22 protein-coding genes are annotated in these 25,339 nt (G+C 67.8%); 12 read left to right on the forward strand and 10 right to left on the reverse strand.

Features of this window, described 5'->3' with window-relative positions:
* Nucleotides 1–92 precede the first annotated feature (92 nt).
* The 6 genes from HLA91_RS04055 to HLA91_RS04080 are packed head-to-tail and all read right to left on the reverse strand — an operon-like array spanning nucleotide 93 to nucleotide 7,766.
* The gene (locus tag HLA91_RS04055; protein WP_170273658.1) at nucleotides 93–1,226 is read right to left on the reverse strand and encodes a serine hydrolase domain-containing protein; all 1,134 of its coding nucleotides are present in this window, start codon (nucleotides 1,224–1,226) and stop codon (nucleotides 93–95) included.
* Nucleotides 1,210–3,150 carry an ABC transporter ATP-binding protein gene (locus tag HLA91_RS13775; protein WP_170273659.1) on the reverse strand — a complete coding sequence of 647 codons (1,941 nt, stop codon included), beginning with the start codon at nucleotides 3,148–3,150 and terminating at the stop codon, nucleotides 1,210–1,212. The genes HLA91_RS04055 and HLA91_RS13775 overlap by 17 nt, the downstream gene beginning before the upstream one ends.
* Nucleotides 3,147–4,124, reverse strand: coding sequence for an ABC transporter permease (locus HLA91_RS04065; RefSeq protein WP_170273660.1), 978 nt, complete (start codon nucleotides 4,122–4,124; stop codon nucleotides 3,147–3,149). The genes HLA91_RS13775 and HLA91_RS04065 overlap by 4 nt, the downstream gene beginning before the upstream one ends.
* Nucleotides 4,124–5,083 carry an ABC transporter permease gene (locus tag HLA91_RS04070; protein ID WP_204514222.1) on the reverse strand — a complete coding sequence of 320 codons (960 nt, stop codon included), beginning with the start codon at nucleotides 5,081–5,083 and terminating at the stop codon, nucleotides 4,124–4,126. The genes HLA91_RS04065 and HLA91_RS04070 overlap by 1 nt, the downstream gene beginning before the upstream one ends.
* Nucleotides 5,080–6,666: an ABC transporter substrate-binding protein gene (locus HLA91_RS04075; RefSeq protein ID WP_204514223.1), complete on the reverse strand. Its 1,587-nt coding sequence runs from the start codon at nucleotides 6,664–6,666 to the stop codon at nucleotides 5,080–5,082. Before HLA91_RS04075 ends, HLA91_RS04070 begins: the two co-directional genes overlap by 4 nt.
* Complete coding sequence (locus HLA91_RS04080) at nucleotides 6,663–7,766, reverse strand: TetR family transcriptional regulator (RefSeq protein ID WP_170273661.1); 1,104 nt, start codon at nucleotides 7,764–7,766, stop codon at nucleotides 6,663–6,665. Before HLA91_RS04080 ends, HLA91_RS04075 begins: the two co-directional genes overlap by 4 nt.
* 273 nt (nucleotides 7,767–8,039) lie before the next feature.
* On the opposite strand from HLA91_RS04080, the gene HLA91_RS04085 reads away from it, so the two are divergent.
* From HLA91_RS04085 to HLA91_RS04105, 5 genes are all read left to right on the forward strand, one after another.
* The gene (locus tag HLA91_RS04085; protein WP_170273662.1) at nucleotides 8,040–8,795 is read left to right on the forward strand and encodes an SDR family oxidoreductase; all 756 of its coding nucleotides are present in this window, start codon (nucleotides 8,040–8,042) and stop codon (nucleotides 8,793–8,795) included.
* Nucleotides 8,796–9,122: 327 nt separating this feature from the next.
* Nucleotides 9,123–10,109 (forward strand): siderophore ABC transporter substrate-binding protein, encoded by a 987-nt coding sequence (locus tag HLA91_RS04090; protein ID WP_170273663.1) that lies wholly within the window; start codon nucleotides 9,123–9,125, stop codon nucleotides 10,107–10,109.
* Nucleotides 10,110–10,177: 68 nt separating this feature from the next.
* Entirely contained in the window at nucleotides 10,178–11,278 is a 1,101-nt protein-coding gene (locus tag HLA91_RS04095; protein ID WP_170273664.1) for an ABC transporter permease, read from the forward strand.
* Nucleotides 11,271–12,506, forward strand: a complete 1,236-nt coding sequence (locus tag HLA91_RS04100) for an iron chelate uptake ABC transporter family permease subunit (protein ID WP_170273665.1) — start codon at nucleotides 11,271–11,273, stop codon at nucleotides 12,504–12,506. The genes HLA91_RS04095 and HLA91_RS04100 overlap by 8 nt, the downstream gene beginning before the upstream one ends.
* Complete coding sequence (locus tag HLA91_RS04105; RefSeq protein ID WP_170273666.1) at nucleotides 12,503–13,258, forward strand: iron ABC transporter ATP-binding protein; 756 nt, start codon at nucleotides 12,503–12,505, stop codon at nucleotides 13,256–13,258. The genes HLA91_RS04100 and HLA91_RS04105 overlap by 4 nt, the downstream gene beginning before the upstream one ends.
* Here HLA91_RS04105 and HLA91_RS04110 read toward each other — a convergent pair.
* Entirely contained in the window at nucleotides 13,218–14,243 is a 1,026-nt protein-coding gene (locus tag HLA91_RS04110; RefSeq protein WP_170273667.1) for a hypothetical protein, read from the reverse strand. The genes HLA91_RS04105 and HLA91_RS04110 overlap by 41 nt on opposite strands.
* Nucleotides 14,244–14,307: 64 nt before the next feature.
* Nucleotides 14,308–15,162 carry a phosphatase PAP2 family protein gene (locus HLA91_RS14155; protein WP_170273668.1) on the reverse strand — a complete coding sequence of 285 codons (855 nt, stop codon included), beginning with the start codon at nucleotides 15,160–15,162 and terminating at the stop codon, nucleotides 14,308–14,310.
* Nucleotides 15,163–15,393: 231 nt separating this feature from the next.
* Here HLA91_RS14155 and HLA91_RS04120 point away from each other — a divergent pair, with 231 nt between their 5' ends.
* Nucleotides 15,394–16,386, forward strand: coding sequence for a PRC and DUF2382 domain-containing protein (locus HLA91_RS04120; RefSeq protein WP_170273669.1), 993 nt, complete (start codon nucleotides 15,394–15,396; stop codon nucleotides 16,384–16,386).
* 256 nt (nucleotides 16,387–16,642) lie between these two features.
* Here HLA91_RS04120 and HLA91_RS04125 read toward each other — a convergent pair whose 3' ends face one another.
* On the reverse strand, nucleotides 16,643–17,854 hold the full coding sequence (locus HLA91_RS04125; RefSeq protein WP_170273670.1) for a CaiB/BaiF CoA transferase family protein: 1,212 nt from the start codon (nucleotides 17,852–17,854) through the stop codon (nucleotides 16,643–16,645).
* A 166-nt stretch (nucleotides 17,855–18,020) separates the two neighbouring features.
* Between HLA91_RS04125 and HLA91_RS04130 the strand changes: the two genes are divergently transcribed.
* The 4 genes from HLA91_RS04130 to HLA91_RS04145 all read left to right on the forward strand — a co-directional run bounded on the left by HLA91_RS04130 (nucleotide 18,021) and on the right by HLA91_RS04145 (nucleotide 21,929).
* Nucleotides 18,021–18,446, forward strand: coding sequence for a hypothetical protein (locus HLA91_RS04130; RefSeq protein WP_170273671.1), 426 nt, complete (start codon nucleotides 18,021–18,023; stop codon nucleotides 18,444–18,446).
* 72 nt (nucleotides 18,447–18,518) lie between these two features.
* Complete coding sequence (locus HLA91_RS04135; protein WP_338076773.1) at nucleotides 18,519–19,742, forward strand: acetyl-CoA C-acetyltransferase; 1,224 nt, start codon at nucleotides 18,519–18,521, stop codon at nucleotides 19,740–19,742.
* Between the two features lie 404 nt (nucleotides 19,743–20,146).
* Nucleotides 20,147–20,941 (forward strand): electron transfer flavoprotein subunit beta/FixA family protein, encoded by a 795-nt coding sequence (locus HLA91_RS04140; RefSeq protein WP_102163073.1) that lies wholly within the window; start codon nucleotides 20,147–20,149, stop codon nucleotides 20,939–20,941.
* Between the two features lie 37 nt (nucleotides 20,942–20,978).
* Nucleotides 20,979–21,929 (forward strand): electron transfer flavoprotein subunit alpha/FixB family protein, encoded by a 951-nt coding sequence (locus HLA91_RS04145; RefSeq protein ID WP_170273673.1) that lies wholly within the window; start codon nucleotides 20,979–20,981, stop codon nucleotides 21,927–21,929.
* Nucleotides 21,930–22,021: 92 nt separating this feature from the next.
* On the opposite strand, the gene HLA91_RS04150 is transcribed toward HLA91_RS04145, so the two are convergent.
* Nucleotides 22,022–23,446, reverse strand: coding sequence for an FGGY family carbohydrate kinase (locus HLA91_RS04150; protein ID WP_170273674.1), 1,425 nt, complete (start codon nucleotides 23,444–23,446; stop codon nucleotides 22,022–22,024).
* 54 nt (nucleotides 23,447–23,500) lie between these two features.
* Between HLA91_RS04150 and HLA91_RS04155 the strand changes: the two genes are divergently transcribed.
* Both HLA91_RS04155 and HLA91_RS04160 read left to right on the forward strand, forming a co-directional pair.
* Nucleotides 23,501–24,523, forward strand: coding sequence for a YihY/virulence factor BrkB family protein (locus HLA91_RS04155; RefSeq protein WP_170273675.1), 1,023 nt, complete (start codon nucleotides 23,501–23,503; stop codon nucleotides 24,521–24,523).
* A gap of 156 nt (nucleotides 24,524–24,679) precedes the next feature.
* Nucleotides 24,680–25,141 (forward strand): YtxH domain-containing protein, encoded by a 462-nt coding sequence (locus HLA91_RS04160; RefSeq protein WP_170273676.1) that lies wholly within the window; start codon nucleotides 24,680–24,682, stop codon nucleotides 25,139–25,141.
* Nucleotides 25,142–25,339: the final 198 nt, after the last annotated feature.

Here is a 25,339-nt window from a genome sequence, read left to right on the forward strand (position 1 = left end):
ACTATACTCACGACGATCCGTAACTGGCCGCCGTTGAGGGCCCTCCATCGGTTGACCGCCAGCCGGGTGTCTCACCGCCGGCCGATACCACTTCACTTCCCGCCGGTGATCTCCGCGTACAGCGCTGCGAGCAGATCCTTGACCCGGGTGTCGACATCCTCTGACTGCATCTCATTGGTGAGGAACGAGAACGCGATCCCATGCTCGGGCCAGGCGCCGTGCAGTCCCCCGCCGGCCCCGGAGTGCCCGAAGGCCGCCTCGACCGGCCCGTAGGCGCCGATCGGGTCGGCGAGTTCGAACCCAAGGCCGAAGCGCAGCGGCCGGTCGTTGATCGCATCGATCCCCTCCGACCAGGTGCGGGTGAACACCTCACGCGTCTGCCGGGAGAGGATTGCGCCGTCTGCCAGCAGCAGCGCGTAGAACCGCGCCATCGACTCCGCTGTCGCGATGCCACCGCCGGCGGCCTGCTGGGCGGCATGGAAGGCGCGGGTGTTGAACGGGCTGTCCCCGGAAAGCAGCAGCCCGGCGTACATCCGGTCGACGATCGCCCGGCGCTCGGGGTCGTCATCGAGGAACGTCGAGACCCGATAGCCGGCCGCCTGGTGGATCGGCGCAACCCGGTCCTCCAGCTCCGCAGGCAGCCCGAGGTGGATGTCGAGGCCGTGCGGGCCGGCGATGCGTTCGGCGATGAGCTCGCCGACATCAGCGCCGGTGACCCGCCACACGAGCTCGGAGAGCAGATAGCCATAGGTGATCGCATGGTAGGCGACCTTGGTGCCTGGTGACCACAAAGGCTGCTGGGCTGCGAGCCGGCTGGCCATGAGCCGGTTGTCGTACTGCTCGCCGGGCCCGGCCGGATCCGGGTCGACATAGGGCAGCCCGACCGTGTGATTCAAAAGCTGGCACACCGGCACTTCGTCCTTGCCGGCAGCCGCGAACTCCGGCCAGTACCGGGCGACGGGTGCCTCGACGTCGATGAGCCCGTCATCGACGAGCATCCCGACGACGGCTGCGGCCAGGCCCTTCGTCCCGGAGAACAGCACAGCCATCGTCTCCGGCGTCCACACCTCGGGCGCAGCAGCCCCGCCACGGCAGGTGTGCCCGCCGGCCAGGCTGCAGATGAGCTCGCCGTCGCGGCACACGGCGAACGCCATGCCGCCGCCGCTTGCGCGCACGTGCCGGTCGAAGACCTCGGCGACAGAGCCGGACTCAGAGGCTGGGGACATTGGTCAGCAACTCCTGTGTGTACGTGTGCTGCGGGTTCTCCAGCACCATATCGACCGGGCCGTCATCGACGATCCGGCCGCCGTTGAGCACCGCCACGCGGGAGGCGATGTGGCGGGCAAGGGCGATGTTGTGGGTGACGAAGAGCATCGCCAGACCGCGTTCGTCCTGCAGGGTGCGCAGCAGCGAGATGATGCTGGCCTGCACGGACACATCGAGGGCAGAGGTGATCTCATCGCAGATGAGGACGCTGGGCATGTTCACCAGGGCGCGGGCGATCGCCGCACGCTGCCGCTCACCACCCGACAGGTCACCCGGGCGCCGGTCGTGGAACTGGCGGCCGAGCCGCACCGCATCGAGGGCGTCCTTGACCTGCTCGCGGCGTTGGGCGGCACTGAGCCCACCGGCCATCTCCAGGGGCACGGCCAGCGATTCGCCGATCGTGCGCCGGGGATTGAGTGAGGAGAACGGCGACTGGAAGATGTACTGGATGTCGGTGCGCTGGCCGATGCTGCGCTGCCGCGTCGAACGCGCGATCGTCTCGCCACGGTAGATGACATCGCCGGTGTAGCCGTCGTTGAGGCCTGCGATCGAGCGCGCCAACGTCGTCTTGCCGGAACCGGATTCACCCAGCAGGAGGGTGCACTCCCCGGCCTGCAGGTCGAGGTCGATCGATTTGAGGATCGTCTTCGGCCCGTAGCTCAGGCCCAATCCGCGCACCTGCAGCACCGCATCGAGCGCCGGCGCCGTCGGCTGCGGCTCGCCCACCTGGTTTGCCGTCGTCGCCCCGCCCGTACCCGAGGTGCCTGTCGCTGGGCTCGCGGTACCGGCGGTGCCGGACTCTGGGCTCGCGGTGCCGGTTTCCGAGCCCGAGGCGGTGGCCGCCTCGGCGGCGGGGCTTGCGTGGGTGGCATCGGTGGTGAGCAGGTGGGTCTTCTGGCTCTTCTCAGCGTCCTTGGCTCTGGCTTCGGCGGCGGCCTTCTCGTGCTCTGGCACGTCAGCGCGTTCGAAGTCGCCGATCCGGTTGCGTCCGGCCAGATCCGGCACGGCAGCCAGCAGCGTCTTCGTGTAGTCGTGCTGGGGGCGTTCGAGCACATCGGCGCATGAGCCGTGTTCGACGATGCGCCCGCGCAGCATCACCGCGATTCGGTCGGCGATCTCTGCCACGACGGCGAGGTCGTGGGTGATGTAGAGGCCGGCCACCTTGTTGCGCACGGTCATCTCGCGGATGGTGTCCAGCACCTGCGCCTGGGTGGCGACGTCGAGGCCGGTGGTCGGTTCGTCGAGGACGAGCACATCGGGATACATCGCAAAGGCCATCGCAATCCCGATGCGCTGCTGCTGCCCGCCTGAGAGCTGGTGCGGCCAGCGCCGCTGGTAGGCCTCGTCATCGGGCAGGCCGACTTCGCGCAGCACCTGACGGACCCGCTCGGCGCGTTCCTCGGCGGAGGAGCCGAAGCCGTGGATGTCGAGGACCTCGCTGATCTGCTCGCCGACGCGCATGCCGGGGTTGAGTGAGAGCGCAGGATCCTGCGGAATGTAGGACACCCGCGCTCCGCGCAGCTGCCGCAGCGTGGCATCGGGCAGGGCGGTCATCTCCGCCGGTTCGTCGGCATCGGAGGGGTAGAGCCACACGGTGCCGCCGGCATGGGTGAGCCCGGTGCGGAAGTGGCCGAGCACCGCGAGCCCGACGGTCGTCTTGCCCGAGCCGGATTCGCCGACAAGCGCGAGGATCTCCGAGGGTTTGAGGTCGAGGTCGACGTCGGTGATGACGTCGGCTCCCGAGGCGGTGGCGGTGATGTGCAGATCGTCGATCTCGAGGACGTTGCCGCCCTCCTGTGCCCGCGCGTGCCAGGCTGAGGAGCGGCGCGCAGACGGGCTGACCGTGGCGATGCTGCCGGTGGAAGTCGTGTCGAAGCTGCTCATTGCTCACCTACATTCGATGTGGCCGAGGCCCGTGCGATCGAGTCGGCGATGAGGTTCGTGCCGATGGTCAGCAGTGCGATCGCTGCCACCGGCAGAAGCACACCCCAGGGCTGGATGGACAGTGCGATGCGGTTCTCGTTGATCATCAGGCCCCAGTCGGCGGTCGGCGGCTGCATGCCCAAACCCAGGAAGGACAGCGAAGCGATCGCACCGATCGAATATGTCAGGCGCAGGCCGGCCTCAACGGCCATCGGGCCGGTGATGTTGGGCATGATCTCGCGGGTCAGCAGCCGCAGACGCGGCATCGCGTACATTTCGGCCGCCCGGATGTAGTCCTCGTTGATGACTCCGAGAGTGGCCGAGCGGGCCACGCGTGCGATGCGCGGGGCGTGGGTGATGCCGATGACGGTGATGAGCACCCAGCCCCGAGGCCCGAGCACGGTGATCGCCAGCAGCGCGAAGACGAGCTGCGGAATCGCCAGCAGTACATCGTTGCTGCGCATGATGAGCGAGTCGAGCCAGCCGCCGGTGTAGGCCGCGGTCATCCCGAAGAGCACGCCGAGCACCAGGCCGATGAGGGTGGCGAGCAGCGCGTAGAGGAGGAGCGTCAGGCCGCCGCCGATGAACCGGGTGAAGACATCGCGTCCGAGGTTGTCGGATCCGGCGATCCCGTCGGGTTGAAAGGGGCGGGCGACGAATTCCGTCGTCGTGTATCCCGTCGCCCAGGGCACGAAGAGCGGGCCGAGGAAGGCCAGCAGCACGACTGCGGCGGTGATGATGACGCCGATCTTCGCCTGCTTCTGCGCCCAGAACCGGGTGAGCACGGTGTTGCGCTGGCCGGTGTGGGCGTCCTTGGTCGCCAGGCTCGGGGCCGCCGCCGAGGCAGTGGTCGCCGGGTCGAGGTCGGCGCGCTGTTCGACGGCGGAGCTGTCGCGGTCGGCCGCGCCGGTGTGCGGAGGCGGGGTGGTGGTCATCAGGCGTCACCTCCGGTGCGCAGCTTGGGGTTGGTGAGGATGCCGACGATGTCGGCGAGCAGGTTGACGATGACGTAGATGAGGGCGACGATCATCGTCACCGCCTGCACGACCTGCACATCGCGGTAGTCGACGGCGTCGATGAGCGCCTGCCCGAGCCCGGGGAAGCGGAAGAGGAACTCGACGACGACGACACCGCCGGCCATCCAGGCCAGCTGGATGGCGATCACCTGTGCAACCGGGCCGATCGCGTGCGGCAGAGCGTGCCGGAAGATGACGCGGCGTTCGGGCACCCCTTTGAGGCGGGCCATCTCGACGTAGCCGGAGTCGAGGACTTCGAGCATCGTCGCGCGCATCATGCGCGCGATGTAGGGAGTGACGACGAGGACGAGCACCGCAATCGGCAGGATGAGCTGGCTGGGGAAGTCCCACACCTGGCTGCCTGGCGGCCGCATCGTCACCGCCGGCAGGATGGTGAAGACGGTCGTGGAGAAGAACGCGACGAGCGCGATGCCGACGACGAACTCCGGCAGCGCGGCAAGCACGAGGGACAGGCCGGTGACGGTGTTGTCGACGGCCTTGCCGCGGCGCAGTGCGGAGACGATGCCGAGGATGACACCGGCCGGGATGCTGATGAGCGCAGCGGCGACCATGAGCAGCACCGAGGAGCCGACCCGGTCGCTCAGCAGCTGGCTGACCGGCTGGCCGGTGGCCACCGACGTGCCGAGATCGCCGACGAACAGCCCTCCCAGCCACAGGAAGTAGCGGGTCAGCGGCGGCTCGTTGAGATTCATCTGCTCGTTGATCGCGGCAATCCGCTCCGGGGTGGCCTGCTGGCCGAGGATCGCGCGGGCCGGGTCCCCGGGCAGCAGCACGGTGGCGAAGAAGATGATGAGGGAGACGGCAAGCAGGATGACGATGCTGATCGCCAGCCGTTGGAGGATGAGTCTGACGATCATGCGACGTCTCCGATCCACACGCGGTGCAGGTTGAAGCCGGAGAGCGGCAGGCCGGTGGCGTTCTCGACGATGCCGCCGAGGTACGACTGGTAGGCGTCGACCTGGTTGGCGAAGCCCCAGATGATGAGGCCGCCACGGTCATAGAGGATCCGCTGGGCCTGCTCGACGAGTGCGCTGCGCTTGGCGGTGTCGGTCTCCCGCCGGGCGGCGGCGATGACCTCCTTGAACTCCTCGTCGTCCCAGTGCGTTTCGTTGAACGGCGCATCGGGCATGGTGCCGGAGTTCGTCTGTCCGAGGAAGTTGCGGGTGTACCAGAACGACTGCGAGAACGGATAGTTGAGATAGTCGCCCCAGTACGAGGTCAGGTCCATCCGCTTGATGTTGATGGTGATGCCAGCCTCGCTGGCCTGCTCGGCGAACACCTGTGCGGCTTCGACGACGCCGGCCTGGATCGGCGCGGTGACGAGCTCGACCTCGAGCCCGTCGGGATGGCCGGCCTCGGCGAGCAGCCGTTTGGCTCCCTCGATGTCCTGCTGGCGCTGCGGGAACTCCGGGTAGGCGGGGTCGTAGGGCGAGTACATGTCGTTGGCGACGCGGCCGAAGCCCGAGAGCACCTGCTCGACCATCTCCTCGCGGTCGATCGCCAGCCGGAAGGCCTGCCGGACGCGTTCGTCGTCGAAGGGCTCGACGTCGACGCGCATGGTGAACGGCAGCCACATGCCGGTCTCGGAGTTGAGCACCTGCATGCGCGCATCGGCGCTGATGACTTCGGCCAATGCCGCCGGGATCTGGGCCACGGCGTCGACCTGGGTGGACAGCAGCGCATTGATGAGTGCATCTGTGTCGTTGAAGTTCAGCAGCTGCACCTCGTCGAGGTACGGCCCTTCGTCGCCCCAGTAGTGAGGGTTGGCGCGCAGGATCGTCGACTGTGCCGGTGTGAAGCTCTCGAGCATGAATGGCCCGGTGCCCACAGGATTCTGCGGGTCGAAGTCGGCGGGCACGATGATGTTCGCGTACTGGCTGAGGGTGTCGTCGAGCGCGGTATCGGGGGTGCTGAGGTGGATCTCGACGGTATGGTCGTCGATCTCGCGCACTTCTTCGACGGCAGCCAGGGAGGCGGCGCCGTTCTTCGGATCGTCGGGGTCGACGATGCGTTCGATGCTGGCGCGCACATCGGCAGGCGTCAGCGGCCGGCCGTCGGAGAAGGTCACGCCCTCGCGCAGGCGCACCGTCCACACAGTCGCATCGTCATTGGAGGTGACCTCGGTGGCGAGCATCGGCACGAGGTTGTAGTCGTCGTCGCGGGTAAGCAGCGAGTCGTACATGTTGACCGCCCGGGCAACGTCGCCGAGGTTGGTGGCGACAGCGCCGTCGAGGGTGTCGGCAGCGCCGCCGCCGACGAAGCCGAGCCGCATCGTCCCGCCCTTCTTCGGCGGCCCTGTGACCTCAGCGGCCGGCCCGACGGCCGGCTGGGTGCCGGTGGCGCAGCCGGCGAGCATGAGGCCCATGCCCATGCCGGCGCCGCCGAGAACCGCCCGCCTGGTCAGCCCCTGCGGCGGTGCGGGTGGGGGTGGTGCTGTCATGATGCGGGCTCTCCTTTCGTCCTCGCCGCCCGCGCCGAAGGAGCGGGCGCGGTGTGCGCGTCGCTTTCCAGCAGGCCGGGAGTCAGGATGGTGTCGGTGAGGTAGCGGTCGATGAGTGTGTGCGGGTGGTCAACAGCCCCGGCGAGGGTGCGCAGCACGAGTCCGTCGAGGAAGATCGTCAGCTGGCCGGCCGCCTCGGCTGGGCTGGTGAGGTCGAAGGCACCGTCGCGCTGGCCGGCGGCCAGGCAGGCGGTGAGAATCGCGTCCCAGTCAGCGGCAAGCCCGGCCGCCTGGTTGCGGGAGCCTGCGCCCACGGCGATCTCGGCGTAGTTCTGCAGCCAGATCGACCAGTCCCCGGCCAAGGGGGTGGCCGCGTCGGCGTCGGTGATGCGCGCCGCGAAGCCGCGAGGGATCTTCATCTCGATGAGTGACTGCAGCAGTGCGCGGTGCTCGGCTGGTGCGCAGGCGGCTGGGGCGCGGGCCTGCAGGAGGGCGGCGCGCTCGCTGGCCAGCCGCTGGGCGGAGTGCTGGAGGGCTGCGTCGAAGACCTCTCTCTTGGAGGTGTGGTAGTAGTGCAGGCCGGCTGCGCTGATCCCGGCTTGGCGGGCGATGTCGATCATCCGCACCCGGTGGTAGCCCCATTCGGAGAACAGCTGCCAGGCCGCCTCAGCGATCCTGGCGCGCATCCGCTGCGCTTTCGCTCCGCCCGGCCGGCTTGACTCGGCTGCGCTGTCCACCGGGCCCGAGGCGGTGGCTGGGCTGGGTGCCCGCGTCTCCGAGGCGGCGGGGGCGCTGGCCCGCTGTGCGGCGGGCGCGTCCGCGCCAGGTGTGCTGGCGACGGTCGGTTCGACTCCGGCGGCGCTGGTGGTCACTCCCCTGCTGAGCCAGTCGAGGGAGACACCGGTGAGCTCAGCAATGGCCGAAAGCTCCTCAATGCGGAAACGCCGGGCACCGGAGAGCGACTTCGACAGCTTCGTCTTGTCCAGACCGATGTGCCGGGCCGCCTCGACCTGGCTGAACTCACTGTCGCGCAGGGCGCGCGCAACACGTGCAGCCACCGATGCGGTGGCCGCCGAGGCAGGCAGTGTCGCGGCAGTCATGGCCTCACCGTACAGTGAAGTTGCGAGAATCGCTACGTTGCCGGTCGCCAACCGGTTTGAAACCTGGGTCACAGCGCATCCGCGGCAGCCACACTGACCCCACCGCGCACCTCCGGGCAGCAGCCCGTCTGATGCCCGGCAATCACGCTGCATCCACTCCCCCGCGCCCACTCCATGACCGGATGCCGAGAGGCTGTTGACGCGCACCGCCGAGCAGGTAAAGTTAGTAAACAATCGTTCAGCAAGTATTCAAGCGATCTGCCGGGAGGCACCATGAGCCAGCGTTTCACGGGGAAGACTGCGATCGTCACGGGCGCATCGCGCGGCATCGGCTTCGGCATCGCCGAACGCCTCGTCGCCGAAGGAGCACGGGTGTGCATCACCGCCCGCGGTGAGGCGGCACTCGCCGAGGCAGCCGAGAAGCTCGGCGGGCCGGACAAGGCGATCTGCGTCGCCGGCAAAGCCGATCGCCCCGAGCACCAGGATGAGGCGATCGCCAAGACGACCGAGGCCTTCGGGCCGATCGACATCCTCGTCAACAACACCGGCATCAATCCCGTCTACGGCCCGATGATCGACCTCGACCTCGATGCCGCCCGCAAGGTCTTCGAGGTCAACGACATCTCCGCACTCTCCTGGACCCAGAAGGTCTACGCTGCATCGCTGGCCGAGCGTGGCGGCGCGGTTCTCAACGTCGCCTCGGTCGCAGGCCTCGGCCAGCCCGAGGGCATCGGCTTCTACGGATCGTCCAAGGCGATGCTCGTGCACATCACCCGTCAGCTGGCGATGGAGCTCGGACCGGGCATCCGCGTCAACGGCGTGGCTCCGGCCGTCGTCAAGACCCGGTTTGCCGAGAAGCTCTACGCCCACGACGAAGAGGGGGTGGCCGCGGCCTATCCGCTCAAGCGGCTCGGCACTCCTGAGGACATCGCAGCAGCCGCAGCCTTCCTGCTCTCCGACGAGGCCGGCTGGATCACCGGCCAGATCCTGACCCTCGACGGCGGCATGACACTGTGCGGCGGCGTCTGACCCAGACCCCTCAGCCAGCTGCCTGCTGACCCTTCCTGCGAACGCCCGGTCGAGCCCGCCTCAGCCGGGCGTTCGCGCTGCCAGCGATCAGCCGGATGTGCTTCGCGTCACAAAGCGCCCTGCAAGCATGCGAACCGCCGGGGGAGTTAGGTAACATTAGCCTAACGAACTTTGGACACGTTTCCGTTTCGTAAATGGGTGAGCGTAGCCTTAGTGTGGCTCACCTAAGCAGTCGGGAGTTCCCGTCTGTCCGAGCCATACCGTTACGCCCCAGCGCGTCACCGGTGAAGTCCACTGGCTGCGCGCACTCGAAAGGAGCCCTACCTGATGCGGATCAAGCATCGCCGCCTGAGCGCCGTCGCTGCTCTCTCAGCCGTCGCACTCACCCTCAGCGCCTGCGGTTCAGGCACCGGCACCTCGGCGGAGGAGACCCCCGAGAACTCCGCGACCGTGACCGTCGAAGACAACAACGGCACGCACGAGATCGCCACGCCGCCCACGAGCGTCGTCGCCACCGACAACCGCACCTTCCAGACTCTTGATGACTGGGGCGTGGAGCTCAAGGCCGGCGCCGTGGCCCTCATGCCCGAGAGCGTCTCCTACACCCAGAACGAGGATGTCATCGACCTCGGCAACCACCGCGAGCCCAACCTCGAAGCCGTCGTCGAAGCCCAGCCGGATCTCATCATCAACGGTCAGCGCTTCGCCCAGTACCAGGAGGATCTCGCCAAGCTGGCCCCGGATGCCACGATCCTCAACCTCGATCCGCGCGACGACCAGCCCCTCGACGCTGAGCTCAAGCGCCAGACCGAGGTGCTCGGCGAGGTGTTCGGCAAGCAGGAGGAGGCCAAGCAGCTCAACGAGGACTTCGATGCCTCGATCGAGCGGGTGAAGGAGGCCTACAACTCCGATGACAAGGTCATGGGCGTCATCACCTCCGGCGGCGACATCAACTACTCCGCACCGAAGGTCGGCCGCACGCTCGGCCCGGTGTTCGACATCCTCGACCTGACCCCCTCGATCGAGGCTCCGGAGGGCGCATCGGATGACCACACCGGTGACGATATCTCCGTGGAGGCGATCGCCGACTCGAATCCGGACTGGCTGCTCGTGATGGACCGCGACACCGCGGTCGAAGACGATGCGAAGCCTGCCCAGAGCATCATCGAGGAGTCCCAGGCGCTCAAGAACGTCAACGCCGTGAAGAACGGCAACATCGTCTACATGCCCAAGGACACCTACCTTGCCGAGGGCATCCAGACGTACACCACCTTCTTCAACGACCTCGCCGACGCAATGGAGAACTCCCAGTGACACCGCGCCGGCGGTGCGGGCCTGCTCCGCGCCGCCGGCGGTCCACCTGATCCCAACCGATTGAGACGATGAGCATCCACGAACGCCACCAGGCACACGCACCAGCTCACGGTGCCGCTGCCGGCGTGCTCGGATCCGCCGGCACGTCCGCCGGGGCACCTGGATCCGCCGGGGCGCCTGCGGCGGCCGCGCCCGAGGCGGTGGCCGGCACACGTGCATCGTCGCGCCTGTTCTCGTGGCCGCTGCTCATCGGCGTGCTTCTCACCGCAGCGCTGGTCGCCTCCTCGCTGTTCATCGGCGTCTACGACATCTTCGGCGCTGAAGACGGCTCGGAGATGTTCGCCATCACCCGCGTCCCGCGCACCATCGCCTTGGTGCTCGCCGGAGCGGCGATGGCAATGTCCGGTCTCGTCATGCAGCTGCTGACGCAGAACCGGTTCGTCGAGCCGACGACGACCGGCACCACCGAATGGGCGGGCCTGGGTCTGCTGCTGGCCTTCATCGCCTTCCCCGGCGCTCCGCTCATCGTCACCATGAGTGTGGCGATCATCACCGCATTCATCGGCACCCTCATCTTCTTCGCCTTCCTGCGCCGGGTGACACTGAAGTCCTCGCTCATCGTGCCGATCATCGGGCTCATGCTCGGCGCCGTCGTCGGCGCGGTCTCGACCTTCCTGGCCCTGCAGAACGACCTGCTGCAGACCGTCGGCATCTGGTTCGCCGGCTCCTTCACCGCGGTGCTGCGCGGCCAGTACGAACCGCTGTGGTTCGTGCTCATCGTCGTCATCGCGGTATTCATCGTCGCCGACCGGTTCACCGTCGCCGGCCTCGGCCAGGAGATCGCCACGAACGTCGGCCTGAACTACAACCAGGTGCTGCTGCTGGGCACCGGGCTCATCGCGATCGCCACCGGCATCGTCACCGTCGTCGTCGGCAACCTGCCGTTCATCGGTCTCATCGTGCCCAACATCGTCTCCCTGTTCCGCGGTGACGACCTGCGCTCGAACCTGCCGTGGGTGTGTCTGCTCGGCATTGCGATCGTCACCGTCTGCGACATCATCGGCCGCACGATCGTCGCCCCCTTCGAGATCCCCGTCTCGCTCATCCTCGCTGTCGTCGGTGCAGCGGTCTTCATCACCCTGCTGCTGCGGAGGCGCCGGAATGGCTGACCTGTACGAAGCGACCTACACCGACCCGGCCTCGCTGGCCCGCCAAGCCGGCCAGCTCGGCCCGTCCACCCTGCCCGACGTCAGCGGCGCCACCCCCGCCGCCGGCACCGCACAGGCCACCGCCGCCACCGCCTCGGGCGCGGCAGACGAGACCGCCGCCACCGCCTCGGGCGCGGCAGCCCGGTCCACCACCGCACGCACCCACTCTCCGGCACCGGCGCCAGACACCCGCCACCAGGGCGCCCTGCCGACGCGGGCCGCGCGGGTGCGCTACTTCGCGATCCTGGCCGGGATCGGCGCCTTCGCGCTGGCCGCCTGTTTCGCGCTGCTGGCCTGGGACAACCCGATGCCGGTCGGCTCGGAGGGGTTCTGGCTCATCGCGAATCTGCGTGCGACGAACATCACCGTCATCGTCATCGTCGCCTTCTGCCAGGCGATGGCGACCGTGGCCTTCCAGACGGTGACCCACAACCGAATCATCACGCCCTCGATCATGGGCTTCGAGTCGCTGTACACGCTCATCCACACCTCGATGGTGTTCTTCTTCGGCACAGCCGGCATCGTCGCGGCCGGGTCGACGAGCATGTTCCTCACCACCGTCGGGATCATGGTCGTCTTCGCGGCCTTCCTCTACGGCTGGCTGCTCTCGGGCCGGTACGCGAACATGCAGATCATGCTGCTCATCGGCATCATCCTGGGTGCCGGCCTCGGCTCGCTGTCGACGTTCATGCAGCGGCTCATGACCCCGGGTGAGTTCGATCTGCTCACCGCTCGGCTCATCGGCTCGATCTCCAACGCCGAGGCCAGCCATCTGTGGATCGCCGCCCCCATCGTCGCCGTCGCCGGTGGCGCACTCTGGCTGCTGGCACCCAAGCTCAACGTGCTCGCCCTCGGCCATGACACGGCCGTTAACCTCGGGCTCAACCAGCGGGCCTACAACATCATCGTGCTGCTGCTCGTCTCCGTGCTCATGGCGATCTCGACCGCCCTCATCGGGCCGATGACGTTCTTCGGGTTCCTCGTCGCGATGCTGGCCTACCAGCTCGCCGACACTCACGACCACCGGTATGTGTTCCCGCTCGCCTGGATGACGGGTGTGGCGGTGCTGGCCGGGGCGTACTTCGCGCTCAAGCACCTGTTCTATGCCGAGGGCGCGGTCGGCATCATCATCGAGGTCGTCGGCGGTTCGTTCTTCCTGCTCTACGTCCTGCGAAAGGGCCGCCTGTGATCACCCTCTCCGCTGTTCGCAAGAGCTACTCGGCCGAGGTCTCGATCGGCCCGGTCGACCTGCAGATCCCCGCCGGCGGCGTCACCGCCCTCGTCGGGCCCAACGGAGCCGGCAAGTCGACGCTGCTGACGATGATCGGCCGGCTCATGGGCATGGACGAGGGCGCGATCGAGATCGCCGGCTACGACGTCGCGACGACGAAGTCGAAAGATCTGGCGAAGATCGTGTCGATCCTGCGGCAGGAGAACCACTTCGTCACCCGGCTCACCGTCCGCCAGCTTGTGGGCTTCGGCCGGTTCCCCTACTCGCAGGGCCGGCTGACCGCCGCCGATGATGCGATCATCACCCGCTCGATCGATTTCTTGGGCCTCGGGCCGCTGGAGGGCCGGTACCTCGATGAGCTCTCCGGCGGTCAGCGACAGCGCGCCTACGTCGCGATGGTGCTCGCCCAGGACACCGACTATGTGCTCCTCGACGAGCCGCTGAACAACCTCGACATGCGCCATTCGGTGCAGATGATGCAGCACCTCGAGCGCGCCGCCGAGGAGCTCGGACGCACCGTCGTCATCGTGCTGCATGACATCAATTTCGCCGCCCACTACGCCAAGCGGATCTGCGCGGTCAAGGACGGGCAGGTCTGCTACTTCGGCACCCCGGGCGAGATCATGCGCCCCGAGGTGCTCTCCGATGTCTTCGACACCCCCGTCGACGTCATCGACGGCCCGCGCGGGCCGCTGGCCGTGTACTACTGAACCGGGCCCGAGGCGGTGGTTGCGGCAGCGCCGGATGCGGCACTCGCAGCACCGCCGAGAGCACCCACCACGTCACAAGCCCGAGGGCACACGCCGCCAGGCTCAACGGCAGCATGAATACCGAGACGTCGAACAGCCTGCCGGCGACGACACCCGGGACAGCGAACACCAGCATCGACAGCAGCGCCGCCAGACCCGGCTGGGCGGTCGCCGGCTTGAGCGTCCACAGCAGGATGGCCGCGAGGATCCCCGGCAGCGCGATGGCGAACAGGCACATCATCACCGTCTTCGTCTCCGTCATGTCAGCGGCCAGGAGCGAACCTGCGCACACCACGCTGTAGGCGAGCGCGCCGATGAGCATGCTCGTGCCGAGCAGCCGCACGGACGCCGCACTGTCAGCCCCGGCCTGGTCGTCATCACGGGGGCCGTCTGCGCTGACTGCCTCGATGCTGCTGGTGTCGGAACCTGCCGTCACTTCGGGCTCATCATCGTCACCGGCTGCAGGCTCCGCGGTGCGGTTGATGTGCCGGCCGGAGAGGAACGCCCGGATCGCGAGGCCGAGCACCCAGAGCGCGAAGGCGATGAGCAGCGGGGGCAGACCAAAGACGAGCGGATAGTAGTAGTTGCCCAGGCCAGCCAGGGTGAAGCCCCCTGACCAGAGCGGGCTCTCCAACACGAGCATGGCCGTCCAGATGACCGCATAGACGGTGATGACAGCCGCTGCGATCCACTCCCACTCGGTGCGCCGAGACAGCAGCGCCACTGCGCCCGCTGCCAAGAGCGAGGGCAGCAGCTCGAAGATGAGGCTGCTGATGAGCGCGGCCGCCTCCGGCAGGCCGCTGCGAAAGATGGCCTCGATGAGCGACAGAGCAGCGAAGACCACCCCGGCGGCTGCCAGAGCGGCAACGAGCAGCGTGTGGGATCGCGCCCGGAGACCGGCGGCGCGCACAACAGGTGGCGGTGTCTGCTGGCGGGAAGATGACATACTCTCAGCGTCTCATGCCATCCAGACACCGCCTCGACAGCGGTGAGAGGCGAGCACGGGCATCTCAGCCAGCGGCGCGGCCGTCGGCACCAGGCTGCCGGCGACTGCGGGCGGCTGCGACGGCGAGGAAGATGCGGTGGCCGGTGATGACGACGGTGATCCAGGCGATCGCGACGAGCCAGGCGGTGAGCACATCGGTCGTCCAGTGCTGGCCGAGATAGATGCGGCTGAGCCCCATGCAGGCGGCGAAGGCCAGGCAGCCGAGGACGATGAGGATCTTCAGCCACCACTGGCGGATGAGGATGAGCACCAGGTAGGCGATCATGCCGTACAGCGCCAGGGAGTTGAGCGAGTGGCCGCTGGGAAAGGAGAACCCGCCTTCATACGGCGGAACCGCATCGGCATGCGCTGGGCGCGGACGGCCGATGAGGTTCTTGCCGAGCACCGTGAACGCGACCGAGCCCAGGGCGGTGATGAGCATGAGCAGCAGCGGTGTGCGGCGCCGGTAGACGATCGTGAGGATGCCGGTGATGATGAGCGCGATGACGGTCATCCCGACGATGTCGCCGAGGTTGGTGAAGACGGTGACCGCGCGGTTGAGTGCCGGTGTGCGCAGCTCCTGCATCCAGTGCAGGATCGGCCGGTCGAGGGCGGTGATGCCGTCACGCGGGTTGTCGAGGCTTTCGTAGATCTCCTCGGCGATGGCCACGCAGCCGAGCATGATGCCCAGGCCGATGCTGGTGAAGAGGATGAGCGCGGTGTAGGGGCCGAACCAGCGGCCGAGGACCTGGCCGATCTTCCCGAGCAGCTTCCAGCCCGGCAGCAGGCGTTCATGGCGCTGCACGAATTCGGGCGCCTCGCGGATGAGCGGGTCGTCGGAACCACGCAGCCGATCGGTGCTCGTGTACTTGTCAATCACCGTTCCATTCTTGCCGATTGCGGCTGCAGACCGCCGGTGCCCCGCCGCAAGGAGCCCTGCCGGTTGAAAGTCTGAGGAAGCGCTAAGAAACAAGGACTGTTGTCGAAGTGAGCGAGGTGTTAGCGTGAACTCATCCGATGTCACTCCGGATACAGCACTTCAGTGCTGACAGGCACCACCCGTTGGGGAAGGGTTCCTCGACGGTGAAACGTCGCACCATAGGAGTTCAGCATGGAAAACATCGACATCGACCGACTTCGCGGATCCGATCTCTACGATCAGACCGGAAGCAAAATCGGCAGCATCGGGGAGGTCTACCTCGATGACCAGACCAATGAACCAGCATTCCTGACCGTCAACACCGGTCTCTTCGGCATGAACGAGACTTTCGTTCCGTACCAGAGCGTCTCGCGTGACGGCGACAACCTCGTCGCTCCGTTCGAGAAGTCCTTCGTCAAGGACGCACCGAACATCGCCGCTGACGGCAGCCTGACGCCGGAGGAAGAGGAAGAGATCTTCCGCTACTACCAGCTCGATTCCGGCACCGGCCGTGACCGCGACCGCGATGGCGTGCGCGACCACGACCGCCACGGCAAGCATGATGCCGACCGCGACGGCGTCCGTGACGCCGGTGTGGCCGGCGCTGCCGGTGGAGTCGCCGGTGCAGCCGGACACGACCGCGACCATGATCGCCACGGCAAGCACGATCTCGATCGTGACGGCGTGCGCGACCACGACCGTGCTGCTGCTGGTGACCAGCAGCAGGTCGTCGCCCATGAGGAGCGCCTCAACGTCGGCAAGGAGCAGGTCGAGACCGGCAAGGTGCGCCTGCGCAAGCACGTCGTCACCGAGAACCAGCAGGTTGAGGTTCCGGTGCAGCGCGAGGAGCTCGTCGTCGAGCGCGAGTCGATCGACCCGAACTCCCCCGAAGCCCGCAAGGGCGGCGGAATCGACGCCGATCGCGGTGCTGTCGATGAGACGGTGACGTTGCGCGAGGAGCGCCCGGTTGTCGACAAGGAGACCGTGGCAACGGAGAAGGTCAACGTCGGCAAGCGCGTCGTCGAGGACAAGGAGACCGTCGGCGGTGAGGTCCGCAAGGAGCAGATCGACATTGACGGCGCTGAAGGCCGCGATGCTGCCGGACGCGGCGTCGATGGACGCGGCGTGGACGGACGCGGGGTTGACGGCCCGGGTCCCGACGCGGACGGACGCCCGCTGCGCTGAGCTGTACCTGCTGAGCTTCAGCACCACCCCGGCCGCCCGGCCGGCTGAGCAGTCAGCGATCGGGTGAGCGATCAGAACACGGCACCCTGCCAGGTGACGGTGCACCTGCATCGGATCCCGGCAGGGTGCCGCTGTCATGTGCGCACACTGTCACGTCCGCGACATCAAACCGGCCGCCCCGCCCAGGCGTGCGGGTAGGCCACCGGCCACCGCCTCGGGAACGGTCCGTGCCCGAGGCGGTGGGCCGGTGAGCGTGTTACTGAGAGTCTGCCTGCCGGTCGGCTGGATGCTGCAGCCAGGCGCGGATCGCCTCGGAGTCGGCGCCGAGGGCCGGCGGGGCGAGGTCGTAGCTGACCGGGGTGGCCGAAAGCGTGATCGGGTTCTTCACCGTCGGGATGACGCGGTCGCCGGAGCCGGCGTTGACGACGGGTTCGAGACCGAGCTCGGCGGCGAGCTGGACGCCCTGTTCGATCGTGTTGATCGGCGCGCACGGCAGACCCGCGTCACTGAGCAGCGTGAACCATTCCTGCGCGGACTTCGCTGACAGCGCTTCGATGAGAAGCGGCTCGAGCTCACGCCGGTTGTGGTTGCGGTCAGCGTTGTGGGCAAACCGCGGGTCGTCGAGCAGCTCGCGGCGGTCGATGACGGTGCACAGGATCTCGAACTGCCGGTTGTTGCCGACGGCGACGATGAGCTCACCATCGCCGGTGGGCATCGGCTGGTACGGGTACAGGCTCGGGTGCTCGTTGCCCATGCGGTGCGGCACGACACCGCCGGCGACATAGGCGCTCGTCTGGTTCGCCAGGCCCGAGAGGGCTGAGGACAGCAGGTTCGTGTCGACCTTCTGACCCTCCCCGGTCTGGCTGCGATGCCGCAGCGCGGCGAGGATGCCGATAGTGGTGTGCAGGCCGGTGATGACGTCGAAGATCGCGACGCCGGCCCGGTACGGTTTGCCGTCGGCTTCGCCGGTGAGGCTCATGAAGCCCGAGAGTCCCTGGACGAGGAGGTCGTAGCCGGGCTGCGGGTTCTGCGGGCCGAAGCCGGTGACCGAGGCGTAGATGACCGCCGGGTTGGTCTGCACGACGGTGTCGTAGTCGAGTCCGTACTTCGCAAGTCCGCCGGGTTTGAAGTTCTCGACGAGCACATCGGCGCGGCGGGCGAGTTCGTGGGCGAGCGCGAGATCGTCGGGGTCCTTGAAGTCGAGGACGACGTCGAACTTGTTGCGGTTGGCCGACAGGTAGTAGGTGGCGTCGTCTTCGCGGATCGGCGGCTTCCAGGCACGGGTGTCGTCGCCGCCGGGGCTTTCGACCTTGATGACGGTCGCGCCGAGGTCGGCGAGCATCATGGTGGCGTAGGGGCCTGCGAGCACGCGGGAGAAGTCGGCGACGACGATGCCGGCCAGCGGCCCGGTGCCGGTGCGCGTCAGCGCCTGGTCAATGCTGCGGTTGTCCTCATGCGGTGCGCTCATGCCCCTCGCCCTCCTGCCGCGGCTGCTGTGCGTCCGCGGCCCTCGCCGTGCTGTTGCTCACAGCCACGGTAGCAAGTCTGTGCTGGCGCCCGGCAGGCGGTTCACGGCCCAGGCTGTTAGCCTGCCAAGCACACCCCGCCTGCCTGATCGGAAGCGAGCGACCCGCATGCCCTCTGCCGTCCAGCCGTCGAAGCTCATGACGGTGCTGCTCAGCGTCTGCATCGCCGCCGCGTGCGGGGCCGGCGCCGAGGTGGTCAAACGCCTATTGCGCGGCGACGACGTTACTGCTTCCTGGTGGCTGTGGCTGGCCGGCGCTGCTGTGGCGGCGGTCGTCGTGGCGGTTGTGTTCCGGTCCCGAGGTGACAGGTTGGCGGCCCTGCCGTTCATCGGCAGTCAGAGTCTGGGTTTCGGCCTCGTGTGTCTCATCGTCATCGGCTATGGGCTGCCCGGCATGACCGTGGCCGGATTCGATCCGCTCGATGCAGCCCTCACCGGCATCCTCGCCGTCATCCTCGGGCTGCTCGTGCTGTTCCTGCTCAAGCGCTGGTTCTACACTCCCCCGGACACGGCCGAGGGCGGCGAGACCGACTGAGGCATCAACCGCCTCGGGCCGGTGTCCGCGGCGGGGACTACTATGAGCCATGTCACCGTCGAAGGAGAACCTGTGTCCGAGCCCATCGTCATCTGCGAACCGCTGCGCTCCCCCGTCGGAGGCTACGGCGGCCAGTTCAAGACCACCCCTCCGCAGGAGCTCGGCCGGCAGGTCGTCGTCGCGCTCGTCGAGCGCACCGGCATCGACCCGAGCGTCATCGACGATGCCGTGTTCGGCCAGTGCTTCCCGCATATGGAAGCGCCCGCCCTCGGCCGCGTCGTCGCGCTCGATGCCGGACTGCCGACGAGCGTGCCGGGACGGCAGCTCGACCGGCGCTGCGGTTCCGGCCTGCAGGCCGTCATCGACGCGATGGGCATGATCGCCACTGGTGGTGCTGAGGTCGTCATCGCCGGCGGGGCTGAGTCGATGAGCCGCGCGCCGTACTTCAACGAGGAGATCCGGTGGGGTGTGCGCGGGCCCGGCATCGATCTCAAGGACAGCCTCGCCCGTGGGCGCGTGACCGCAGGCGGCAAGGACCACCCGGTGCCCGGCGGGATGATCGAAACGGCGGAGAATCTGCGCCGCATCTATGAGATCAGCCGTGAGGAGCAGGACGCGTTCGCCGTCGAATCCCACCGGCGGGCAGCCGCGGCGACCGAGGCCGGACGGTTTGCCGATGAGATCGTGCCGATCCAGATGCCGGCGACCCGCAAGACCGCAGCCTACGAGGTCACCACCGATGAGCACATCCGCCCGGACGCCAGTGTCGAGAAGCTCGCGAAGCTCACCCCGATCCGCGCGAAGCTCGATGAGGCCGCGACCGTGACTGCCGGCAACGCCTCCGGACAGAACGACGGCGCCGCCGCCTGTCTTGTCACCACCGCCTCGAAGGCCGAGCAGCTCGGGCTCAAACCGCTGGCCAAGATCGTGTCGTGGGCAGTGGCCGGGGTGGATCCGGCTACGATGGGCATCGGCCCGGTGCCGGCGACCGCGCAGGCTCTCGAGCGGGCCGGGCTGACACTTGCCGATATTGATCTCATCGAGCTGAATGAGGCCTTCGCCGCCCAGGCGCTGGCCTGCACCCGCGAATGGGGCTTCGGAAGGGGCGACTTCGAGCGCGTCAATGTCAACGGCTCCGGCATCTCACTCGGCCACCCGGTCGGGGCGACCGGTGCGAGGATTCTGGCGACCCTGCTGCGGGAGATGGACCGCCGTCAGGTCCGGTACGGATTGGAGACCATGTGCATCGGCGGCGGGCAGGGACTGGCCGCGATCGTCGAACGCATCGAAGCCTGACCGACTGCCGACTGGGCACACGCACGTGGGCGACCACGTCCTCGGGACCGGTGACCGGCGCCTCGGGACCGGCGACCACCACCTCGGGAACGGGCGTCACAGCAGGTGACCGTGCTGTCCGGCCAGTGGGCAGGGGCAGGTTTGGGTGCGGCGAATGTGACATGAGATACTGGCACTGAACGAGCGATAAGTCGCCGCGTTCGCACCCGACTGCACGCCACATCCCAGACTCGGATAGGCTCACCCTCAACAGTGGCCCACGTCACTGGGCAGGGGAGTCGGACCAGGCCCCGGCGAACGGCCCCACCGCTGTGAAGTGAGACGGACGCCACTTGGTAACGTTAGAGAAACGACGCCCTGTTTCGAGGGTGATCCTCGGTTCTCAGGAAGGATGAACTACCCACATGCGGATTGTCACTTTTGTCAAGTACGTCCCGGATGCTGCCGGTGACCGTACCTTCGAGTCGGACAACACCGTCGACCGCTCGGTCGACGGCCTGCTGTCGGAGCTCGACGAATACGCTGTTGAAGAAGCTCTCAAGATCGCTGACGGTGACAAGAAGGGCACGGAGGTCATCGCCCTGACCGTCGGACCCGACGACGCCGTCGACGCTGTGCGCAAGTCCCTCCAGATGGGCGCGAACAAGGGCGTCCACATCTGCGACGACAGCCTCGAAGCCTCCTGCGCTGTCGGCACCGCCAAGACTCTGGCCGCCGCCGTCAAGGTCGTCGAAGAGGAAGAGGGCCCGGTCGACCTCATCATCACCGGCCTGTCCTCGACTGACGGCGCGATGTCGGTCGTGCCGGTCATGGTCGCCGAGCTGCTCGGCCGCCCGGCTGCCACCCAGGCCTCGCACCTGGAGGTCTCCGGCGGAGTCGCCAAGATCCGCCGCGACGGCGACACCGCCTCGCAGTACGTCGAGGTGCCGCTGCCGGCTCTCGTGTCGGTGACCGACCAGATCAACGAGCCGCGCTACCCGTCGTTCAAGGGCATCATGGCCGCCAAGCGCAAGCCGCTGGACGAGTACGACATCGAAGAGCTCGGCCTCGACGCCGGCGAGGTCGGCACTGCTGGTGCCACCACCGAAGTCGTCACGCTGACCGAGCGTCCGCCGCGCACCGCCGGTGAGGTCATCACCGACGAAGGCGAGGGCGGCAACCAGCTCGTCGAGTGGCTGGCCTCGAAGAAGCTCGTCTGATCCACTATCTGAACGCAGAGGAAGCGAATACACACTTATGTCTGAAGTTCTCGTTCTCGTAGACCATGTGGACGGCGACGTGCGCAAGTCCACCTTCGAACTCCTCACCGCCGCCAAGGCACTCGGTGAGCCGACTGCACTGTTCATCGGCGATGCCGCCAAGGGCGAGGCCGCTGCCGCCAAGCTCGGCGAATACGGCGCCGAGAAGGTGCTCGTCGCCTCGGACCCGGCATACGATGAGTTCCTCGTCGGCCCGAAGGCCGAGCTGCTCGCCGAGCTCATCTCCACCCGTCAGCCGGCTGGTGTCCTCGTCCCGGCCAGTGCTGAGGGCAAGGAGATCGCAGGCCTGGCAGCCATCAAGACCGGTTCAGGCATCCTGACCGACGCCGTCGGCGTGGCTGAGGGCTTTGTCGCCACCCAGTCGGTGTTCGCCGGCGGCTACACCGTCGAGTCGAAGGTCACCCGCGGCACCCCGATCGTCGCGATCAAGCCGAACTCGGTTGCCGCTGAGCCTTCCCAGGGCGCGGCTGCTGTCGAGTCGGTCAGCTTCGCCCCGAGCGATGCCGCCAAGACCGCCCGCATCACCGCCACTGAGGAGAAGCCGGCCTCCGGCCGTCCGCAGCTGACCGAGGCCGCCACGGTGGTCTCCGGTGGTCGCGGCACCGGCGGCGACTTCGCCCCGGTCGAAGCCCTGGCCGATGCTCTCGGCGCTGCCGTCGGCGCCTCGCGTGCCGCCGTCGATGCCGATTGGTACCCGCACTCGGCGCAGGTCGGCCAGACCGGTAAGACAGTCTCGCCGCAGCTCTACGTCGCCTGCGGCATCTCTGGTGCGATCCAGCACCGGGCCGGCATGCAAACCTCGAAGAACATCGTCGCGATCAACAAGGACGAAGAGGCTCCGATCTTCGAACTCGCCGACTTCGGCGTGGTCGGCGACCTCTTCTCGGTGTTGCCGCAGGCCACCGACGCGATCAACGCACGCAAGTGATGTGACCTGCCGCCGGCCTCGGCTGGCTGCAGGATCACATGCGAAAGGGCAGGTGCCGCACGGCACCTGCCCTTTGGCATGCCCTTGGCCAGTCAGGCAGTGGCACCGAGCGGGGTGATCGTGTGCTCGATACCAAGCGCCTCCCATGCCACCCGCGCACACGAGCGCAGCCCGGCATCGGCCTCGGCGACCGGCACGATCGGCCGGTCGAGGACGAGTTCAAGGATCTGGCGGATCCCGGGTGAAACGGTCAGTCCGCCGGTGACTGGCAGCGGAGCGTGAGGGTCAGTGCCGAGGGCAGCGCAGAGCCGTCCGAGGTTGGCGGCGATGCCGGCGGCCAGGCCGGCGTAGAGGTCGGCTGCGGTGGTGGCCGGCTGGATGCCGGTCAGCGCCCCGGTCGAGACCGCGGTCCCGAGTGCCGGGGTGCGCTCACCGGCGAGCGCGGGATCGCAGGTGAGACCCTGCCACCGGCCGGCTGCGAGCGCCTCGGTCAGCGCCGCCTCGGCAGCGGCGTGGGCAGCAGGCGCGTGCTCGTCTCCGGCGCTGATGCCGAGCAGCACGCGCCTGCCCCAGGTCAGGGTGGAGCCGGCGTTGACCATCGCGGCGATCGCCAGCGTCCCGGCCGGGTGGACGAGCCGGTGGAAGTCCGAGGTGGAGCCTGCAAGCGGGCGCGGGGTCTGCGGGTCGATGTGGGCGATCCAGCCGGAGGTGCCGAGGTAGGCGTAGGCGGCACCGGGTGTGCTGCCGATGATCCCGTCGCTTGCAGCCCCGGCATCGCCGAGACCGGTGACGACCGGGATGCCTGCGGCCTCCGGGCCGAACCCGAGGTGTCCGGCGGCTGCCGGGGTCAGCGTGCCGATGGTGCCTGGGTCGACGAGCTCGGGCAGGCGCCAGGCCGCTGCGGGGGATTCGGTGATTGGGCGCGGCAGCATCCAGGCATCGGCTGCCGCGTCGTAGAGCGACGTGGTCGAGGCGCTCAGCCGGTCGCAGGTGAGGCGCCCGGTGAGCTTCCATCCGAGGAACCCGGCCGCGCTGAGAGCCAGCGCGTCGATGTGAGCTTCTGGGTGGTGGCCGGTGAGCCAGGCGATCTTGGCCGGCAGGCAGTCCGGGCCCGGTGTGGTCAGCAGCCTGGCTTCCCAGTCGGCATCGGCTGCGCGCAGCTCGGCGAGTTCAGCGGTGGCGCGGGTGTCGGAGTAGAGGATGACCCGAAGCCCCTCCGCCCCTGCCGGGCTGGAGGTGATGGGCACGAGGTCCTGCATCTGGCCGGTGAGCGCAATGGCAGCCGGCAGGCTCCCGTCTGCATCCAGGTGACCATCCGTGCGCAAGGCGCCCACCGCCTCGGCGACGGCCTGCCACCACTGGGCCGGCGACTGCTCGATCGCCCCGGTCAGCTGCCCATCCTCACCGCAGTGGCGGGTGTCGATCGCAGTCTGCGCGGAGGCGAGCGTGCGGCCGGTCGTGTCGATGAGCGCGGCCTTGAGGGTGCTGGTGCCGAGGTCGAGGCAGAGGACGTGCATGGTCGTCACTGTAGCTGCTGCGCAGGTCAGGGTGCCCTGCCGTAGACTCGGAGTGTGACCCGGAAGAAGAACCTGTCTCCAGCGGCGTGGCGCTATGTGTGGGAGCGGACGATCATGTCGTTCGCCCGCAGCCGGCGCACCGATACGGCGGCGACGCTGTCGTTCTACTTCCTGCTCGCCCTGCTGCCAGCACTCACCGCGATCCTGTCGATCCTCAACGTCTTCGGCGAAGGCCCGGACACCGTGTCGAAGGTGCTGAACTGGGCGCAGCAGGCCGGGGCCGGTGAGAACGTTACGCAGCTGGAGGAGCCGCTGCAGGATCTGGCGAAGTCACCGGCCGGTGGGCCGTTCTTCGTCGTCGGCATCCTCGTGGCGATGTGGTCGGCCTCGAAGTTCGTCAACGCCTTCGGCCATGCCGTCAACGAGATCTACGCGATGACCGAGGGCCGGCCGGCCTGGAAGCAGCGCCTGCAGACCTATCTCGTCACCATCGTCGTCATCCTGCTCACCGTCGCTGCGGTGCTCAGCCTGGTGAGCTCGCCGAGCATCATCCTGCCCTTCGGCCTCGGTGAGCAGTTCGTCGCTGTGTGGGCTTGGGTGCGGTTCCCGCTCGCGGCGATCTTCATCCTGCTCATCACCACGCTGCTCTACATCGCCACGAGCAACGTCAAGCGCGCGCACGTCACACTGTCGTCCCTCGGTGCGCTCATCGCGCTGGTCGCCTGGGTGCTCTTGAGCGTTGGCATCTACCTCTACGCGGTCGTGTTCGGCGGGTTCGAGTCGACCTACGGTTCGCTGGCCGGCGTGCTCATCGCGCTGTTCTGGGTGTGGCTGTCGAATATGGCGCTGCTGTTCGGCGTGCACTTCGACGCCGAGGTCGAACGCGCCCGCCAGCTGCGCGACGGGATCCGCGCCGATGACGTCCTCCAGGTGCCCCCGCGTGACACCCGCCGGATCGTCTCCGATGCCCGGATCCAGGCCCGCATGCGCCGCAAGGCCCATGCCCTGTGGCGCAGTCGCGGAGAGACCGATGACGAGCCGGTAGCCGATCCCGAGGCGCCGCGGCCCCTGCCGTGACCGCGCGCAGGTGAGGACAGCTCATCCCACCTGGGAAATCGCATCGTGACAGCACGGCCTGCCGGTATATGATGTGGGTAACAGCCTCAGCCAGTCATACCCGCCCGCGCGGGAGACAATGTGGCTTGCTGGAATCGACTCCCACAGGAGGGGATTATGAAGAAGCGTCTGACTCTGCTCGTTGGAATTGGCATCGGTTTCGTTCTCGGTTCGCGCGCCGGCCGCCAGAGCTACGAGCGCCTCAAGACCCAGGTCGAAGAATTCTGGCAGAACCCACGCGTCCAGGAGGGCGTCCAGCAGGCAACCGACACCGTCAAGGAGAAGGCCCCCGAGGTCGCCGAGATGGTCAAGGACAAGGCTCCTGAGGTTGCCGGCAAGGTCCAGTCCGCCGCCACCTCGGCTGCGGGTGCCGCACAGGCCAAGGCCGACGACGTGAAGTCGAATGTGCAGCAGAAGAAGGCTGAGAAGGATGCCCAGAAAGCAGCCGACAAGGCTTCGTCGCAGGCTGAGAAGGATGCGAAGAACGCCGGCGCTGTCGAGGATCCGGTCGTTCTCAACGACGCGGTCGCCGATCCGTCGCAGGATCCGCTGTCTGAGGGCGGCAACCCGAAGCGCTGATTCCTGACTCGACACTCCAGCTGTAGTGAATGCGCGCCGGCAGATGCCGGCGCGCATTTGCGTTGCCTGGGGTGGGCGCTGGCTGGGTGGCTGCCGACAAGGGCCGGTCGTTGCCCGAGTCGGCTACTCTCTGGGGCCGGCCCAATGGCGGGCGGCTGGGCCCGGCAGAAGCTGGCCTCACGCGCCGAGCGCGTTCAG

This window comes from Brevibacterium luteolum (assembly GCF_013004595.1).
Taxonomy (GTDB): Bacteria; Actinomycetota; Actinomycetes; order Actinomycetales; family Brevibacteriaceae; genus Brevibacterium; species Brevibacterium luteolum.